General features: G+C 34.4%; 12 protein-coding genes and 2 pseudogenes. 9 read left to right on the top strand and 5 right to left on the bottom strand.

What is annotated here, in order from left to right; genetic code table 11:
* The first annotated feature begins 213 nt into the window (after positions 1–213).
* The 4 genes from treZ (at position 214) to treY (ending at position 6880) form a co-directional block, all read left to right on the top strand.
* Positions 214–2040: a malto-oligosyltrehalose trehalohydrolase gene (gene treZ / locus F6K23_RS26250; RefSeq protein WP_293161267.1), complete on the top strand. Its 1827-nt coding sequence runs from the start codon at positions 214–216 to the stop codon at positions 2038–2040.
* Between the two features lie 440 nt (positions 2041–2480).
* Positions 2481–2915: a hypothetical protein gene (locus tag F6K23_RS26245; RefSeq protein WP_293161265.1), complete on the top strand. Its 435-nt coding sequence runs from the start codon at positions 2481–2483 to the stop codon at positions 2913–2915.
* 292 nt (positions 2916–3207) lie between these two features.
* Positions 3208–3351 carry a hypothetical protein gene (locus F6K23_RS26240; RefSeq protein ID WP_293161264.1) on the top strand — a complete coding sequence of 48 codons (144 nt, stop codon included), beginning with the start codon at positions 3208–3210 and terminating at the stop codon, positions 3349–3351.
* A 670-nt stretch (positions 3352–4021) separates the two neighbouring features.
* Positions 4022–6880 carry a malto-oligosyltrehalose synthase gene (gene treY / locus F6K23_RS26235; protein WP_293161262.1) on the top strand — a complete coding sequence of 953 codons (2859 nt, stop codon included), beginning with the start codon at positions 4022–4024 and terminating at the stop codon, positions 6878–6880.
* A 399-nt stretch (positions 6881–7279) separates the two neighbouring features.
* Here treY and F6K23_RS26230 read toward each other — a convergent pair whose 3' ends face one another.
* The 3 genes from F6K23_RS26230 to F6K23_RS26220 form a co-directional block, all read right to left on the bottom strand.
* The gene (locus tag F6K23_RS26230) at positions 7280–7729 is read right to left on the bottom strand and encodes a hypothetical protein (RefSeq protein WP_293161261.1); all 450 of its coding nucleotides are present in this window, start codon (positions 7727–7729) and stop codon (positions 7280–7282) included.
* 141 nt (positions 7730–7870) lie between these two features.
* A complete protein-coding gene (gene cobU, locus F6K23_RS26225) occupies positions 7871–8434 on the bottom strand; it encodes a bifunctional adenosylcobinamide kinase/adenosylcobinamide-phosphate guanylyltransferase (RefSeq protein WP_293161259.1) in 564 nt (187 codons plus the stop codon).
* Between the two features lie 312 nt (positions 8435–8746).
* The gene (locus tag F6K23_RS26220) at positions 8747–9067 is read right to left on the bottom strand and encodes a transposase (RefSeq protein ID WP_293161257.1); all 321 of its coding nucleotides are present in this window, start codon (positions 9065–9067) and stop codon (positions 8747–8749) included.
* 843 nt (positions 9068–9910) lie between these two features.
* On the opposite strand from F6K23_RS26220, the gene F6K23_RS26215 reads away from it, so the two are divergent.
* From F6K23_RS26215 to F6K23_RS26195, 5 genes and pseudogenes are all read left to right on the top strand, one after another.
* Positions 9911–10828 (top strand): glycosyltransferase family 2 protein, encoded by a 918-nt coding sequence (locus F6K23_RS26215; RefSeq protein ID WP_293161255.1) that lies wholly within the window; start codon positions 9911–9913, stop codon positions 10826–10828.
* Positions 10829–11156: 328 nt separating this feature from the next.
* On the top strand, positions 11157–12107 hold the full coding sequence (locus F6K23_RS26210) for a glycosyltransferase family 2 protein (protein ID WP_293161253.1): 951 nt from the start codon (positions 11157–11159) through the stop codon (positions 12105–12107).
* A 1560-nt stretch (positions 12108–13667) separates the two neighbouring features.
* Positions 13668–14117: a hypothetical protein gene (locus tag F6K23_RS26205; protein WP_293161251.1), complete on the top strand. Its 450-nt coding sequence runs from the start codon at positions 13668–13670 to the stop codon at positions 14115–14117.
* 863 nt (positions 14118–14980) lie between these two features.
* Positions 14981–15556: a hormogonium polysaccharide biosynthesis acetyltransferase HpsU gene (gene hpsU / locus F6K23_RS26200; protein WP_293161249.1), complete on the top strand. Its 576-nt coding sequence runs from the start codon at positions 14981–14983 to the stop codon at positions 15554–15556.
* 259 nt (positions 15557–15815) lie between these two features.
* Positions 15816–16291 (top strand): annotated as a pseudogene (locus tag F6K23_RS26195) (transposase); the annotation flags it as partial.
* 47 nt (positions 16292–16338) lie between these two features.
* Here F6K23_RS26195 and F6K23_RS26190 read toward each other — a convergent pair.
* Both F6K23_RS26190 and F6K23_RS26185 read right to left on the bottom strand, forming a co-directional pair.
* Positions 16339–17766: a proton extrusion protein PcxA gene (locus tag F6K23_RS26190; protein ID WP_293161247.1), complete on the bottom strand. Its 1428-nt coding sequence runs from the start codon at positions 17764–17766 to the stop codon at positions 16339–16341.
* Positions 17767–17871: 105 nt separating this feature from the next.
* Positions 17872–18248 (bottom strand): annotated as a pseudogene (locus tag F6K23_RS26185) (hypothetical protein); the annotation flags it as partial.

The following is an 18248-nucleotide window of genomic DNA, read 5'->3' as shown; positions in this document are numbered from 1 at the left end:
AAATTAATAGGTCTGCAAAAAGATGAATGGGGATATTGGCAAGGAGAAGCAAAAGACATTGACCCGGAAACTCTATACTTTTATCAATTAGACGGAGAAACTGAAAACCCAATTTCATCAATTTCAATTATAATTGTTTGAATAATCATAAAAAATATATATTCTCAAATAATATTTGATCGAAAACTTAACCGTCTAAGGAAATTTCAATTTATGAGAGTTGGTAGCCATTATTCAGCAGAAAAAAAACAATGCCAATTTAATGTTTGGGCACCTCTACGAGAAAAGTTAGCTGTACATATTGTACATCCTCAAGAAAAGTTAATAGGTCTGCAAAAAGATGAATGGGGATATTGGCAAGGAGAAGCAAAAGATATTGACCCGGAAACTCTATATTTTTATCAATTAGACGGAGAAACTGACCGACCAGACCCCGCCTCTAACTGGCAACCTCAAGGAGTACATGGTCCTTCAAAAATAGTAGACCATCAAAAATTTACCTGGAATGATAGTTCTTGGCAAGGTATCCCCTTGGCAGAAATGATTATCTATGAACTTCATGTCGGTACTTTTACCCCCGAAGGAACTTTTGCAGCAATTATTCCGAGGTTGCCAGAATTAAAAGATTTAGGAATAAACGTTATAGAAATAATGCCAGTTGCCCAATTTCCAGGCGATCGCAACTGGGGCTACGATGGAGTTTATCTTTATGGTGTCCAAGATTCTTATGGTGGGCCGGATGGTCTAAAGCAACTTGTTAATGCTTGTCATCAAATGGGCATTTCTGTGATTTTGGACGTTGTTTATAATCATTTTGGTCCAGAAGGTAATTATCTCTGGGATTATGGTCCCTACTTTACGGATAAATATCATACTCCTTGGGGTAATGCTGTTAATTTTGACGACGCATATAGTAATGAAGTCCGTAATTTTTTTATTGAAAATACTTTGTATTGGTTAGATAAATATCATATTGATGGTTTACGTTTAGATGCTATTCATGCCATTTATGACATGAGTGCTGAACCTTTTTTACAACAGTTAGCTGACCGAGTAGAAGAGTTTAGTAGAAATGGTAGTTGGAAACGTTATTTAATTGCGGAAAGTGACTTAAATGATGTGCGAGTTTTACGTTCAAAAGAAAATGGAGGGTTTGGTCATGATGCTCAATGGTGTGATGATTTTCACCACTCTTTACATAGTCTTTTAACGGGAGAAAGTTCTGGATACTATTCTGATTTTAAGAGTATAGAATCTCTGAAAAAGTCTTACAAAAAAGGATATGTTTATACTGGAGAATATTCACCTCACCGTAAGAGAAATCATGGTAATTCGACTCTAGGTTTTGCCGGAGAAAAATTTGTAGTTTGTATACAAAACCATGACCAAATAGGTAATCGATTAATTGGAGAAAGATTATCAGCTTTAGTAGATTTTGAAGGATTAAAATTAGCAGCAGGAGCAGTTTTAATTTCTCCATTTGTACCAATGTTATTTATGGGAGAAGAGTATGGAGAAGAAAATCCTTTTTTGTATTTTGTTAGTCATGGAGATCCTAACCTAGTTGAAGCAGTGAGAAAAGGTAGAGCAGAAGAATTTAAGTCTTTTAACTGGTCTGGAGAAGTGCCCGATCCTCAAGGTGAAAAAGTATTTATGGACTCTAAATTAAATTGGGAAAAATCTAGGGAAGGTAAATATAAAGTTTTGCGTTCTTTTTATAAACGCTTAATTGAGCTACGGAAAAAAATTCCAGTATTAGCTAAACTTGATACCTCTCAAATAAAAGTACAAAGTTTGGCAGATAAAAATGTCCTATTGCTTCACAGGTGGGGAGAAAAAAGTAGTGTATTGAGTGTGATGAATTTTGAAAAGCAATCTGTCACATTTGAACCTCAACTACCTATAGGAAATTGGCAAAAGCTGATTAATTCTTCAGATAGAGAATGGATAGGAGAAGGTGCTGTTTTACCTGAAAAATTATTATCTGGACAAACCGTGACAATTAGTCCTTTAAGCTTTGCTCTTTATGAGAATTTATAGAACCCATTTGGTATCTATGCGATCGCTAACCTCCTAAGCATCAGTTTTTTCCAAGATTCTCTTTCTCCACTTTTGATGGCTTGGGGGATAGTTGAAACCGAATCTTGGTCATAATCGTCGGATAAATTTTCTTTAACTTCTGTATGATTTTTTCAGGGTGGTATCCATTGTCAAGTACAATAGTAATTTTAGGAATATTGACTGGTTGAGATTTAAAGCAGCCAATCAATATTGTCTGATAAAATTTCTATTAATCAGCAAATAAAAAGTCGCCCTACAAGAGCGAGGCGTAACTACCCAATTTTTCGGTGAAATTCATTTCTCAATTTTAGTGTTTATTGTTGAGTCTTGATTTAATATAATACTTAAAATTCGTGATAAATTTCCCAAAAAACGTTTTTTCTGAGTCTTTTCCAATTTTTCAAAAATTACTTCCTTCCATGACTTCCATAAGGGAAAGAAAAGTTCTTAAGTATTTCGCTCGTTGCCTTTACTCTGGTGCGGGAGAAATAGTCTATCTTGGTTCAGGAGTAGCAGGAACAGTATATCCCTTTGCTTTGGGATTATCAAAAAATCAACAAGTATTAGAGAAAAAATCTAGAATTTATGCCTATGATGCTTTTACAACTCCAAAACAAAAAGTTGCAGCTAGAGGAGGACAAATTTATTACCAAAATATTAGAGAATCTCAAAAACAAGACTCCTACTTACACATATTTCAAAAAAACTGTAAGACTTTGATTGACTATGTTAATGTTTGTGATGGAGATATTACTACATTGTCATGGCTACATAAACCCATTGAGATTCTTCACATTGATATAGCAAAAAAAATTAAAAGTATGGCAACACATTGTCAAAGAATTTTTGCCTGATTTTTGTGTCAATCAAACTATTGTTGTTAATCAAGATTTCTCTAGATCGAGACTTCCTTGGTTAATTTATTCTACTGGTATAATTATGCCCTATATTGAACTTTTTGATCGTGTAATTAATGGTGTTATATATTTTAAAATAGTTCAATAAATACCATCAGTTATTCTTGGTAAACTTGCAGAAGATGATTTTAGTATTGCGGAGAAAATAGATGTAATTAATAAAATTACGGAGGTACTTGATGATTGTATTTTTGTCGGTAATGTTAACAAGGATTTAATGAAAGGACTTATGGATCTGGCAATTGCTTATATTTATTATTATTTTGGCAACAAACAAACATCTTCTACCTTGGCAGAAGCACTAAAGAATAATCATGCTCTTGTCCGGAATTACTCAGGGTTCTTTCGGGAATTAGGCGTTTCTCTTGATTGAAGCTTAACTACTATCAATTTTTAATTATCTTTGGGCTACATGAAGAATAAATATAAAGTTTAATATCTCAAAAAAATTTATCTGTTAAACGTTAAATTTTGAACTTTTAACGTAAGCATTTCCTGCGGAATGCTGCGCAAACAGCAGTCAGCTATCAGCTATTTGTTATTAACTCATTATCATACTAGAGGGGAATTATCCACCAAGGATAATTAAAATTCATTAATGAAATTGGCTATAACCTAACCTCAGTTCTTGCTTGAATATGTTCATGCATTTGATTGCTGTTTGCGGAGCATGACAAACGGAAATGCTTACCTTTTAACAACTAATTAATCAACACTTATAGCAGTTTTCATGTTTCATAGAATACAGAGATTTTAGCTGAAAGGCAGTGGGAGCTGAAGTTTTGTAGTCAACATAAGTGAAAACTGCTATAATTATATCTATTTAACTATGGGAATTCTCATAACGACATTATAGAATTTAATCTACTTACAGTTTTGACTTTGTAAGTAGATAAAGTCATAGTTTCATATTTAGCCAAACTAGAAAATTTTCAGATTTATGCTTTTCCTAAATGTTTGAAAAACAGATATTTATCTGTTAAACGTGAAATTTTAAACTTTTAACAGTCAATTAATCACCACTTAATTCTCTCTATTTAACTATGCGAATTCCCATAACGACTTATAGAATTCAATTTACTTCTAATTTTGGCTTTGATTCAGCTAAAGTTATAGTTCCATATTTAGCAGAACTAGGAATTTCTGATATTTATGCTTCTCCTATATTTAAAGCAAAAACAGGTAGTAACCATGGATATGATGTAGTTAATTCTAATATACTTAATCCTGAATTAGGTGGGAAAGAAAAATTTGCTGAACTAGCCACAGAAATTAAAAGTAATCAAATGGGATGGCTACAAGATATTGTGCCTAATCACATGGCATTTAGCAGCCAAAATCATATTCTGGTTGATGTCTTAGAAAATGGTCCTGAATCTCAATATCGTGACTATTTTGATATTGACTGGAATCATCCTTATGAAGGTATCAAAGGTAGAGTTTTAGCACCTTTTTTAGGTAAATTTTATGGAGATTGTTTGGAAAGTGGAGAGTTAAAACTTCATTACGGTCAAAATGGATTAACTGTTAACTATTATGATCATCAATTTCCGATTAGAATTGATTCTTATACTCAAGTTTTAACCTACAATATCGGCAAATTAAGAAATAAATTAGGCAGAAAAAATCAGGATTTTGTTAAATTACAGGGAGTTCTCTATAGTTTAAAATATATTCCTTCTGGAGCTGAGGGGAGAGAAAGATATGACCAAATTAGCTTCATCAAAGGGATGTTGTGGGAATTATGGAATGAAAATCTACATATTAAAGAATTCATTGAAGACAATATAAAGACTTTTAACGGGGTTCCAGGAAAGCCAGAAAGTTTTGACTTATTAGATAAATTATTATCCGAGCAATACTTTCGCTTATCTTTCTGGAAAGTGGGTAATGAAGAATTAAACTACCGACGATTTTTTACAGTAAATGATTTAATTTCAGTCAGAGTAGAAGATGAACAAGTATTTAATACTACCCATGCTCTAATTTTAGAAATGTTAAAAGAGGAAAAATTTACAGGTCTGAGAATCGATCATATTGATGGACTGTACGATCCTGCTCAGTATTTAAACAGACTGAGAGAAAAAGCAAATGCTCCTTATATAGTTGTCGAAAAAATTCTTGAACCCAGCGAAGATTTACCTGTTAATTGGCCGGTTCAAGGAACTACAGGTTATGATTTTTTAAACTATGTTAATGGTATTTTTTGTGACCATTTTAACGAGGAAGAATTCGACCAGATTTATTCTCGGTTTATTAAAGGTACTTCTAACTATGGCCAGCTAGCTGATGAAAACCAAAGGCTGATTATTAACAAACATTTAGCCGGAGATATTGATAATTTAGCTCACTTACTTAAAGATATTTCTAGTAAATATCGATATGCCAGTGATTTTACTATTTTTGGTTTGAAAGCTGCTTTAGTAGAAGTTATGTCGGTGTTTCCGGTGTATCGGACTTATGTTAGTAAAGAAGGGGTGAGTAAGGCAGATCGAGAATGTATTCAGAGAGTAATTGCTAAAACGAAAGAGAAAATTCCTTTCTTTATCAATGAACTTTTGAATGAATTGAGTTTTATTGAGAAGTTTTTGTTGTTTGAATTTGATGAACATTTAAACCAGGAAGATCAAGATAAATGGCTACATTTTGTGATGCGGTTACAACAATTTACCGGACCTTTAATGGCAAAGGGTGTAGAAGATACTGTTTTATATGTTTATAATCGACTTATTTCTCTCAATGAAGTTGGTTCAACTCCTAGTAAATTTGGAGTTTCAGTTGAAGATTTTCATGGATTTAATCAACATCGTATTGCGTATTGGCCTCATACTATGAGTGGAACTTCTACTCACGATACAAAACGTGGGGAAGATGTCAGAACGCGAATTAATGTACTATCAGAAATTCCTGAAGAATGGGAAAGTTATCTACAGAAATGGCAGGAAATTAATGCTCCTCAAAAAGATTGTGTAGCAGGTTTAGATGTTCCTGCACCTAATGATGAGTACTTTTTATATCAGACTTTGTTAGGTGCTTTTCCTGTTGATGAAAGTGAATATCCAACTTTTGTCGAAAGGATTAAAGAATATATTATTAAAGCAATACGAGAGGCGAAAGTTAATACAGGTTGGTTAAGACCGGATGATGATTACGAAAGTTCACTTATTAAGTTTGTAGAACATCTACTTAATAAATCAGAAGATAATGAATTTTTACCAGCTTTCCGACCTCTACAACGTAAGGTTCAATATTATGGTGTTTTTAATTCTTTATCTCAGGCTTTTTTGAAACTTACTTCTCCTGGAGTTCCTGATATTTATCAAGGTACAGAATTGTGGGATTTGAGTCTTGTTGACCCTGATAACCGTCGTCCTATTGATTTTGAAAACAGAGCAGAGTTTCTGAAGGAAATTAAGACAAAAATAGAGTCAGATATTTTAGGATTAATTGAGGAACTTTTGCAAACTCCAGAGACTGGTAAGATTAAAATGTTTTTAATTTACCAAGCTTTGCAGGCACGCCGAGAGTATTTGGATTTATTTCAACGAGGAAATTACCAAAAGTTATTTGTTATGGGTAGTTTGAAAGATCATATAGTTGCTTTCTCTAGAAAATGGGGAGATAGTACGGCAATTATTATAGCCCCCAGATTATTAACTAAATTGATTCAAGAAGGAGAAAATCCTTTAGGAGAACAAGTATGGCGTGAGACTCGAATATGTTTACCTTCTGGTTCTTCTTTGGTGTGGAAAAATGCAATTACTCAACAAAAACTTAAAGAAGAAAAAGAAGATACTTTATGGATTAGAAATGTACTGAATCATTTTCCTGTAGCATTATTAATTAATGAGCAGGGTGAAACAAATAATGATTCTGAATTAACAGTAGATTCTCGCAATTAAGTATACTTAGATTTTGAATTTTGAGATTTTCTCGACATCAAATTTACCCCGTCAGAAAACTTTTAAAAGGCGGTATTATCCCTGTACTTGTTTGTGCAGCATGACCTAGGAAAGTCAGAAATAGGAACTCAGAAGTCAGAAGTTTTTTATCTGAGAATTTTCGGTAATAAAATCTCTATTTCTAGACGGAGAAATAGGGTGACGCGACCCCCGCTATAGGAAAGTCAGAAATAGGAACGAACTCAGAAGTCAGAAGTTTTTTCCCTTGATAATTTGTGGTGAGTAACAATCTCCCACTAATTTTAATTTCTGACTTTCAGTCCGAATGCAGCGCAAACACACTTGTGATTTCTGACGAATTGAATGTTTTCCAAAATATCCAAGAAGCTTAAACTCTTCTTATTCAGAATAGTGACTATGAGTAGTAATATTTTCTTTCTTGTTGAATAATCGCTCACAAATACCTAACAAATATGATTTATTATTGATGGGCGATCGCGGCAATGGTTTTTCAGTATCAGGCCAGTGAGGTAAATCGAAACATGGACAACAACTAGGGGGCATTCCTTTGACACGAGATGGGATAGGCATCGAACAACGGGCACAATCACTAATGTCCCACTCTGGAGATAATAATTCTGCAATTGTTTGATGTGTTCCCTCTAAAAAACAATCTCCCGATCCAGAAGATAGAATTTGTTGCCAGCATGATTCAAAATCTTGACTGTAGCGATCGCCTAAAAGTACGACTTGAGGTTTCACAGCTTCTTGGCCATTCCTAATTAATACTTTCTTACCTAACTGAAACCAATAGGCAATATATTGTTTGACTCGATCGTGGGATGCCATAATTTTTATCCTATATTTTCCATGTTATAGAACTTCAAAGCTAATAAATAGCCTCATTCATCTACCTTCATTCTAAACTTTAAACATTGGAAAAGTTAGGGAGTGAAAATAATATTTTATTCCTTTATAATAAATTAAGAATTAAAAGTTCAAAGGTATGCCTAAAGTACTCAGATTCAAAACATGACCTCCTGTAACCAGATAAACAGACTGAGAAATTACTCCAACTCGACGAATCAGATGACCAAGGCGATCACGAAATAGCCGTCCGATAGGAAATGAAGGAACTACTCCCCAACCTGTTTCTTCACCCACTAAAATTACATCACCATTAGCTTTTAATAAAGCTTCAATTAAAGCTGCTAAAGTTTCATTCCAAGCTGATTCATCTTGTGACAAAATATTCGCCAACCAAGTACCTAAAGAATCTACCAAAATACAACAGTCTTCATCTGCATAAGTAGTTAAAGTTTCTGATAGTGTCACAGGTATTTCTAAAGTAGTCCAATCAGGAGGGCGACGGTTCTGATGTTGTTCAATTCGAGTTTGCCACTCTATATCCTGACCATCAACTTGAGAGGTAGCTATATAAATTACTTGTTTGTGAGAACTCATAGCTAAATTTTCAGCCCACTCACTTTTACCAGAGCGAGCAGGACCTGTGACCAAAATTATTTTCTTAGAAGTGGTTTGAGGAGAAATCATGGGAATGCAAAAAGATTATCCAGTGTAAACTGAAAATAAAGGATATTGACCTCTCCCCGCGCTTTTAAGCGCGGGGATTCTCAACTGTTGCTACGATTAGGGGCATTAGCCACATCTGGTAGCTTTTTTAGTTTTGGTTTCCCAGATCGGAAATCTGGTAGCAAGGGTCAAAACTTGCCTACAGACCTTGACTAGGCTTATAACTAATTATGTCTCTACTTTACGTTCGCGAAGCGTGCCGGAGGCAAGTATATTCGCTGCACCATTTAAGTCAGCGTTAACCAATAAACCTTTACCAGTAATGATTGATAACTATTTTTGCAGAATGTTAACTGCATCTCTCATCTGAAGGTTACGCTTTTCTGTGATGTGGGCTAATTGCTCATCCCAATAACCTTGGGGCTTACCCTCAAAGAGGGTGGAAACCCGTTTGTTATACCATTGGTTAAGGCTTTTCACCTTGTGCCCATCAATAATCAAGCTAGTACCAACGTTAGAAACGCAACTTAACCAATTATTAATTCCGGGGTCTATGCCCAAAACATTTTTAGGGTTTAATTCTTCTTGAACTACAATTTTTTTCTTGTAGACGAACTCTACATAAAAATATCGATTACGTGGTAGTATACGCAATTCTTTAAGTTCTGAAAACTGTAGATTAGATGATATTGGTATCAAAAAACTGTCCAATTTAAACCATCGTTTTACCGTTCCAGGGGAATTCTGATATTATTCCCAACAAGTCTTAAAGCTTGCTTGGGATAAGTCACCATTGCTAAACCATCTTTTTTACCGAATAATTAAGGTTTAAAGCCTCTCCTTTAAAGGAGAAACAAGCGGTCGATCTTCGCAGCTTCCCCGTTGGGTGGGATGGCTCCGAAACCTGCGCCATATCCAATCGACCAAGAGAGAAAAAATTTTCATTATTAGTCAATCCTCTCCTTGAAAAGAAGAGGTAATAATTAATAATTAATAATTAATTATTAATTGTTGAAGATAGCTAGGAATCCTTGGCTGAAAATGCAGATTACCCTTTTTTTATTTTTTGTTTAACTCTTTAAATGACTTAAAAGATTCAGCAACAAACCTAAGTATTTGCTGGGCTGCCTGTGAATACAAAGCTGACACATGTTTATTTGATTTGTACTCTTTTTCTAGGTCATACTTACCAATTATTTTCTGAGCTTTAAAAAACAATTGACGACCATAATAAATACCACAATTGGTTAGCTTGTGGGACCCGGAACAAATAAACTCCAGAATTGATTTTAAGTCATAATCGGCCTTGATTAGATGTTGCTGACAACCATACAAATAAATCACCTCCTTAATATTATAAATTATCTCCTGATTGTGTATTTGTAATGTTAAAATGGGGTAGAGACTGCGGTATTTATCCCCCAGTGTCCGTTTTCATCCCCTCTCTCAAGAGTAGGGGCTTTCAAAGTCCCGCTAGTTCTTTTGTAACAATTAAATATGGCCCAAATATCTGCTATTATCTGCACTCATAATCGGGACAATTACTTAGGAGCTGCCATAGATAGCCTACTTGGACAGGATTTTCCTGGTAGCTTTGAAGTAGTAGTGGTAGACAATGCTTCCACCGACCGCACCCGCGAAGTAGTAGAAGCAAGATATCCTAGTCCCAATCTGAAATATGTATATGAGCCAGTCACAGGATTATCTGTGGCCAGAAATACAGGGGCAAAAGCAGCCAGTGCAGAAATTTTAGCTTATCTTGATGATGATGCTGTTGCTAGTTCTCAATGGTTAAGGGTATTACAAGAAGCTTTTCAAAGTAATGAAAAACTAGCGATCGCTGGTGGTAAAGTTACTTTGATTTGGCCAGAAGGAATTAGCCCCCCCAAATGGCTTTCTCCAGAATTATCAGGAAACCTCGGTTACTATGACCTTGGTGATTCTGTAGTTTATATTAATCAGCCTGGTTTAACTCCTAGAGGTTTAAATTATTCCATTCGTCGTACATTTCTCGAACAAATTGATGGCTTTGATACTAACTTAGGCCGAGTGGGCAAAAAACTATTGTCTAATGAAGAGTTACATACCACAGAATTAGCAATCAAGCAAGGTTGGCAAGTAGCTTATTTACCTGAAGCTTTGGTTGCTCATAATGTAGCTCCTGAAAGGGTTAGACCTGCCTGGTTTATTGAAAGAGGTTGGTGGCAAGGCATTAGCGAATGTTATCGTGAACAACTAGCTGGTCAGGCAGGTCTTAGACAAATAAAAAAGGGGAGCGATAGAATGATTAGGGGTGTGTACAAGTCTCTAAAAAATATAGCAGACCCGGCCAAACGTTTTGATAATTTTGTCTATGCTTATGCTCAAATAGGCTATCTAGGTGCAGCTATTCAGGGCATGATATCTACAAAGTAGGTTTTAGGTAGTAGGTAAAAAAAGCTGATCGCCCTGCCAAAAAGCTAACCCAAAGCCACTCAACATCTCAAGGCATGATATTTATAAAGTAGGTATTAGGTGGTAGATTTTAGGTGGTAGGTAAAAAAAGTCGATCGCCCTGCCGAAATGCTAACCCAAGTCCACTCAATCTCAAATCCTACTTACCTAAAGGTTAACTAAAGGCCACTTAACATCAAATCCTAACTATCTAAATGCTAACCCAAGGCAACTCAATAGAGAACTATTAGTGCCTTAAAACTATAGCGATAATAAAATAAGGTAATTCCCATCTATAAAATTCTGAACTATGACATCATCTAAGATACCAGTTTCAGTTCTCATCCCGGCTAAGAATGAAGAAAAAAATTTACCCGCTTGTCTAGATAGTGTTGCAAGAGCAGATGAGATATTTGTAGTAGATTCTCAAAGCAGCGATCGCTCTGGGGAAATTGTAGAAAGTTATGGAGCAAATTTAGTACAGTTCCATTTTAATGGTCAATGGCCAAAAAAGAAAAATTGGTCTTTAGAAAATTTGCCATTTCGGAATGAGTGGGTACTTATTGTTGATTGTGACGAACGTATTACTCCTGAGCAATGGGATGAAATTGCTGTAGCGATTCAAGACCAAAATTACAATGGTTACTACCTTAATAGAAGGGTATTTTTTCTAGGTAAATGGATTCGTTATGGCGGTAAATATCCTGATTGGAATCTGCGTTTATTTAAGTATAAAGAAGGTCGCTACGAGAATTTAGGAACTGAGGGAGTGCCCAATACGGGAGATAATGAAGTGCATGAACACGTTGTTTTGAATGGAAAGGTAGGCTATCTGAAAAATGATATGCTTCACGAAGATTTTCGTGATTTATTTCACTGGTTGGAAAGACACAATCGTTATTCTAATTGGGAAGCGCGAGTACATTATAATATACTGACTGGTCAGGATGATGATGGAACTATTGGTGCAAGTTTATTTGGGGATGCGGTACAACGTAAACGTTTTCTGAAGAAGATATGGGTAAGATTACCATTTAAACCTATGTTGAGGTTTATTTTATTTTACTTCATTCAATTAGGGTTTTTAGATGGTAAAGCAGGATATATTTATGGTAGGTTACTGAGTCAATATGAGTATCAAATAGGCGTTAAACTTTACGAACTTAAAGATTGTGGTGGTCAGTTAAATACTGTTGAGAAAATAGAAAAAACTGCTAAACCTCAGCCAGTTGCTCAGGTAGATTCAGCAAGTAGTAGTTAGTAGTCAGGTTAAGGTAGTTCATTAGTGGATAATGGATAATTGATAATTGATAATTACCTCTGGTTAAAACCGTTACGGAATTGAATATAAGGAAATACTATTTCTTCTCTTGGTCGATTGGATATGCCTCCGAGACCTCGCCATCCCACCCTTACGGGAAGCTGCGCTAACGACCGCTTTTTTTCCCCTATCCAAGGGGAGGCTTCAAGGCGCGAATTATTTAATTATTAATTATTAATTATTAATTATTCGGTAAAATATCTAAAATATTGACAGTGGTGAAAATTTAGGTTTATTTCAGTTATCAGTTATTAGTAAAAGTATCAAAGAAGCGGTCGGAAAAACTGTAAGCATTTCCTGCGGAATGCTGCGCAAACAGCTATTAGCTTTCAGATCTCAGCTATTATAAGGGGTTTAAATGAATATAGACTGTTTCAGCCAGATTTTATAGTAAGTATAAATTCTGGATCAATTAGTAAAGCTTTTATCTAAAACTAAAAGCAATAACTGATGGCTGATAGCTGACGGCTAAATGCTTACGAAAAACTTGATTTTATTGTTGATGATTAGGATGGATAAATAACTCTAAATCTATATTCATACTTGACCTGATAGTTAGAATCAGTAATGCCAAAAATTTAACTAATTAATCTGAAATTCGCCGAACATTTAAGGGAGATAGAAAAAGGAAAGTTAACCTATTTTCTACTTCCCTATTTTGATTTTTATAGCATTAACTAGCTATAGCATTTCTCAAGTTACTGAGGTACAGTAATTTTTTTTATTTTCTATTTCCTACTCCCTACTCCCTAAAACAAACGAATTTTGTATATCATTAGGATGGGAATTGCTATATCAGCATTTCATAATTTCCGGACTGAAGCACTTTTTAACGATTCTAGGCATTAAGCGAAGATATCTTATTCCTGGGTGCATCTCAATTTTGAATAAAGCCAAAAAATTATCGCTTTTAGGGAACAGGGAATATATAGGAAAAAAAGTATTTTTGCAAATATGAGATGCACCCTTATTCCTAATTTATCTACTCCCTATTCCCTACTCTCAAAAAGATGTAGCAAAACTTTTTAGATTTGGTATAAAGTTATTTTAGACTATCAAATAAGACTAAAATATTGACTAAGAGAATAGCAGAAAATAAATTATCCAAATTTTTGTACTCTATCGTTAACTAGCTACTCTCTACTCCCTTACTTTTTCAATTTCTTCCCTACTCCCTACTCCCTACTCCCTACTCTCTACTCCCTTACCTTCATAGCTAATGGGATAATTTTTTATTTGGAAGTCCCTAAAATATAGCTAGCATTTCTGTAGGGGTTTGGTCTCTAAACTCCTACTTTTGCTGTGGTAGTATTCTATGTTTAATATTTTGTTGATAAATGGTCTCTGATAATTTTTATTCTATTAAAATATCCTTGAAATATTTGCCAAAAATACAGATTGATGGAATTTAACTACTATTTACAATAATTAGAGAAGAATCTGGAAAAAGGTAGTGAACGTACTCATTATCCTGCTTTAAAAAATCTGATTGAGGGTGAAATGTTGGGAATTAATGCCAATTTTGAAGAAACTGGAAATCAAGCTGGCATCCCAGATTTTACAGTTAGGAAAAATAATAACTTACTTGGCGATATTGAAGCTAAAAAAATTGGTGAAAATTTAGAAAAAATTCAATTAATTGACCAGTTAAAACGTTATTTAGAATCTGCCGTAGGTGAAAATTTAATTTTAACTAATTACTTAGAGTTTCGTTGGTATAAAGAGGGTAAGTTAAAACTTGAGACAAGTCTAGGCAAAGTAAAAAATCACAAAATTATTGCTAATGATAATTCAGAAAAAACTGCTGAATTAATCCAATCATTTTTAAGCTATCAAGAGAAAGTTATTAATAACTATGATGAGTGGGCAAAAATTATTATTGCCACCAGAGAAACTAGAAAAGTAATCACAAAAATAGATGAAATTACTTCCAGCTTTCCCCTAGAATAGTCACACAGTCAAACCAAGGATAAAAAATTCATTTATTTATATATAGTTGTCATCTCATCTCTAGGTAGATGAGATCAGAAAATTTACAAAAATTATCTCAATATTACCTAGTAACTATTTGCCCATCCCACAACCAATAAGTCGGCGAAAATTACTATTGCCACCAGAAAAACCAGAAAAGTAATCACAAAAATAGATGAAATTATGATGAAATTATTCTCAGCTTTCCCCTCATATAGTCACACAGAAAAACCGAGGATAGAAAATTAATTTATATATATAGTTGTCATCCCATCTATCTAAAGATGAGGTAGGAAAAGAGGTAGAAATATTTGTCAAAATTCTCTCAACTTTTCCAAAATAACTATTTGCCTATTCTGCAACGGATGAGTGGGCAAAAATTATTGTTGCCACCAGAGAAACCAGAAAAGTAATCACAAAAATAGATGAAATTATTCTGGAGGTTTGCTATTTTTCTGACTCAGTTCATTAATCTATTCCACAGTCAAAATAAATTGAATAAACCTTTCAAAATTAACTATTCTGTAGTAACATACTTTTCAATAATGAATAATGAATAATGAATAATTACCTCTCCTTGAAAAGAAGAGGATTGACAAAGAGATGAAAATTTTTCTTCTCTTGGTCTCATGGATATGGCTCCGAGACCTCGCCATCCCCCGACCGCTTATTATCCCCTTAAAAGGGGAGGCTTTAAACCACAATTTTTCGGTAAATATATAATTGGGTATTTTAATCAATTTTACGGTACGAGTATATAAAATTACTATTCCCCCAGTATAAACATCTCAATGGTATAAAATTGTCTAATCAAAGTCAAGCCTAAAAAAATTTAACTCCCAATGACAAATAACCAACAAATAGAATCTGGGGTCGATCTTCGTAAATACAACCAATCTTGGTATGACCGAGGTAAACCGGGTTGGTTCGTATTACTGTGGTGGTTCGTACAAGCAATTACTTTTCCCTTAACTCCCCAACCTTTATATGGTCTAAGACGACTAATATTAAATCTCTTTGGAGCCAAAATTGGTCAAGGAGTTTTAATTCGCCCCACTGCCAGATTTACCTATCCTTGGAAAATAGTGATCGGCGATTATAGTTGGATTGGAGACGACGTAGTTTTATACAGTCTTGACCGTATAGAAATAGGTCAACATTGCGTTATCTCTCAGAAAAGTTACCTCTGTACGGGTAGTCATGATATGGAAGACCCTACATTTGGTTTACAAACAGCAAGTATTAATATTGGTAATGGTGCATGGGTTGCTACAGATTGTTTTATTGCTCCAGGCGTTAATATTGGTGCTAATGCTGTTATTGGTGCTAGGAGTAGTGTTTTTAAAGATATGCCAGCAGGTCAGGTTTGCTTAGGAACTCCTTGTAAACCTCGTTACCCAAGACAAATTAAACATTAGAAATCTCCTCCAAAAGAGGGAGTGGGGGAGTAGTAAAGATATGATATTAATCTATATTTTTGGTCTTAAGTCTAAAATTTTCTCACTTGCAGATAATGAATGTAGCAATATTTTATGAAATTGGTATAATTTCCCCTTTACTTTCGACTCCCGACTGCCAAATCTCTGCCAAATAATTAAGGTTTAAAGCCTCTATGTATCAAGGAAAAAACAGAAAAAAATCCCATTAGTCAATCCTATAATTTTGTAGATCGATAATGATGAAAGAATAGAAATTCCGCTAAAAAATGAAACAAAAAGACAGACTTATTATGGAGCATTAGACTATCAAAGCAAAGAATTTATTGTGCAAGAATATAAGAGTGGAAATACGGAAAATACCATTGAATTTATTAAATATTTGCAAAGCGCGAAGGCCGGGAAAAAGATTGGCAATATTTTGGGATGGAGCAAGTTATCATAATTCTCAGGAATTTCGAGAATATTTAGTGACAATTAATCAAGACTTAGCACAAGAGGAATGGTTGATAAATTGTACAAAATTTGCCCCGAATGCCCCGGAGCAAAACCCCGTTGAAGATATTTGATTACAAGCCAAAAATTTCATCAGACAATTCTATCATCTTTGCAGTTCTTTTAAAGTAGTTAAGTGGCTATTTAAGTTTTTTGCGCTATGATCAAATATTCGATTTCCCAAAACTTTTTCTGTATGGAATTTTGCCACAACCAATTTAGGATTGCTATAGTATTAATTATTAATTATTAATTGTTAATTGTTTAATCTATTCATTCATATTCTTGTAAGTTGCCACTGCAGAAGGCGAACTACGGTTCAAGTAACGGAATATCCAATACTTAAAAACAGCATCTAAAATCACCGGAAAAGTTGCGATAAACAAGAAATTAAAATCTCTACTTTCTGCTACTCCAAAATGTTTAGCAACATTTTCCAAAATCACTTCCCAACCATGAGGGGAGTGAAACCCCACAAACATATCTGTTAACAAAATCAGAATAAATGCCTTAGCACTATCACTAAGACCATATATCACATCATCCATAAAAGATTTTAAAATCTCAACATCTCTTCTATTAGTAGAAATAATGCCAACAAAAGTAATCAAAGATATAAAGTCACAAAAAATATTTTTAATAGCATTATTACTTCTATTTTTATATTCCGAGGCTATTTCTTGAGCTTTTTCTTCTACTTTATGCTCAATCAATTCTTCTCTTTTAAGTTTGGGTATTTCTGAAATTTCTTTCCCAGCTTCATATAATTCTGGGAATAATTCTGGTGCCTGGCCTAAATACATTTGAAAATGAAGTTCTTCCTCATATTTACGCAACTCCATCAAGGCTTCTTCTTCCAAGTCACGGTTAATAAAAATCTCTTCTTGTTGATTAGAGACTGGCAGAAAACTATCGACTAAGTAACCCACAAAAGTTATTTTTGATAACTGATGCATTAGTAGAGGTACTAAAATCAATAACAAGATAAATCTAACTGAAGTAATAGTCTTAACTTTAGATTTTCTGAATTTTTTAATTACATCTTCTTCTGCTTCTGGGTCTAACTCTTTCTTGATTCTTTTGAAAGTACTTAATAATGAACGGGGTAAAAAGCTAGTTTCAGGTTGATCTCTTTCTAGTGTTTTTGTAGTATTTATAGCAGAATTAGATGATATATTATTAGTAGAACTATTAATATTATCTTGACTAGATATTATAGCTAAAGAAGATGAAGTATCAGGCACTTCTACAATTGAATTAGATGTTTGAATTGGAGATTTTGTTTGTTTACGATATCGACCAGCTACTTCATCAATAAACTCTAATTTTTCCAAAATAATTGATGGTCGGTCCTGAAATTCTTGCTGATAATATTTATTGAGTTTATCCTCGCCATCGCCAAGCTTATTTTTCTCAAAAATACCTACAACTGAAATACTTGCATTAAACTCAGCTAATCTAGTTTGAATAACTTTTAAATATCGCTTCAATTCAGAATTAAAATAAGACTTAACACTATCACCATAATTAGCTGATGCTAAAGAAATTTTTTGGCCTTCAAAATGTTTTTCTTCAATCGCCTTAATATTGAGAGCAGCATCATAAGCCATATCCAAAGCTCTTTCAGGAGTTTCTCGAAACCACTCATTAGCACTCAGAACAGAGAGTTTAAATTGCTTCCAGGAGTAAATAGCCATATCGATTATTTTCTGACAAGTTCAATCAGCTTGCCACTATTTATTAAATTTAGAACTGATAACCTCAAGTGATTGACTACTCCCCGGACTCAAGTCACGGGGATTCTAAGCAGATACTACGCAACACCGATAATCCATGTTGCTCCGTTTCTTCTTAGCTGACCAAAGATAAACTCTCTGGGGACAAGTCAAAGTGCCCCTACACAGTCTGCTTAAGTCTAAACTTAGCTTTCTGCTTACTTTTGTGATTATATTTGCTGCCCCATTACAGTCTGCATTAATTAACCAATTATTACTACTTCTATACAAACCACGCTTCTTGATGCAGTCGCTCATGGGGGGAACCCCCAAGACCGCGCTGCATCGCTTTATTCTTTTCGGTGACGGTTTCCAATCATCGGGTTTTTCACCATAAATAGGCAGATCGTCACCATCTAAAAACGTAGGGGCGAATGGCCATTCGCCCCTACAAGTATAACTTT

Origin of the sequence: Okeania sp. SIO2C9 (assembly GCF_010672455.1) — a bacterium.
In the GTDB taxonomy this organism is placed as follows: domain Bacteria; phylum Cyanobacteriota; class Cyanobacteriia; order Cyanobacteriales; family Microcoleaceae; genus Okeania.
This window is presented reverse-complemented; position numbering and strand designations above follow the sequence as displayed.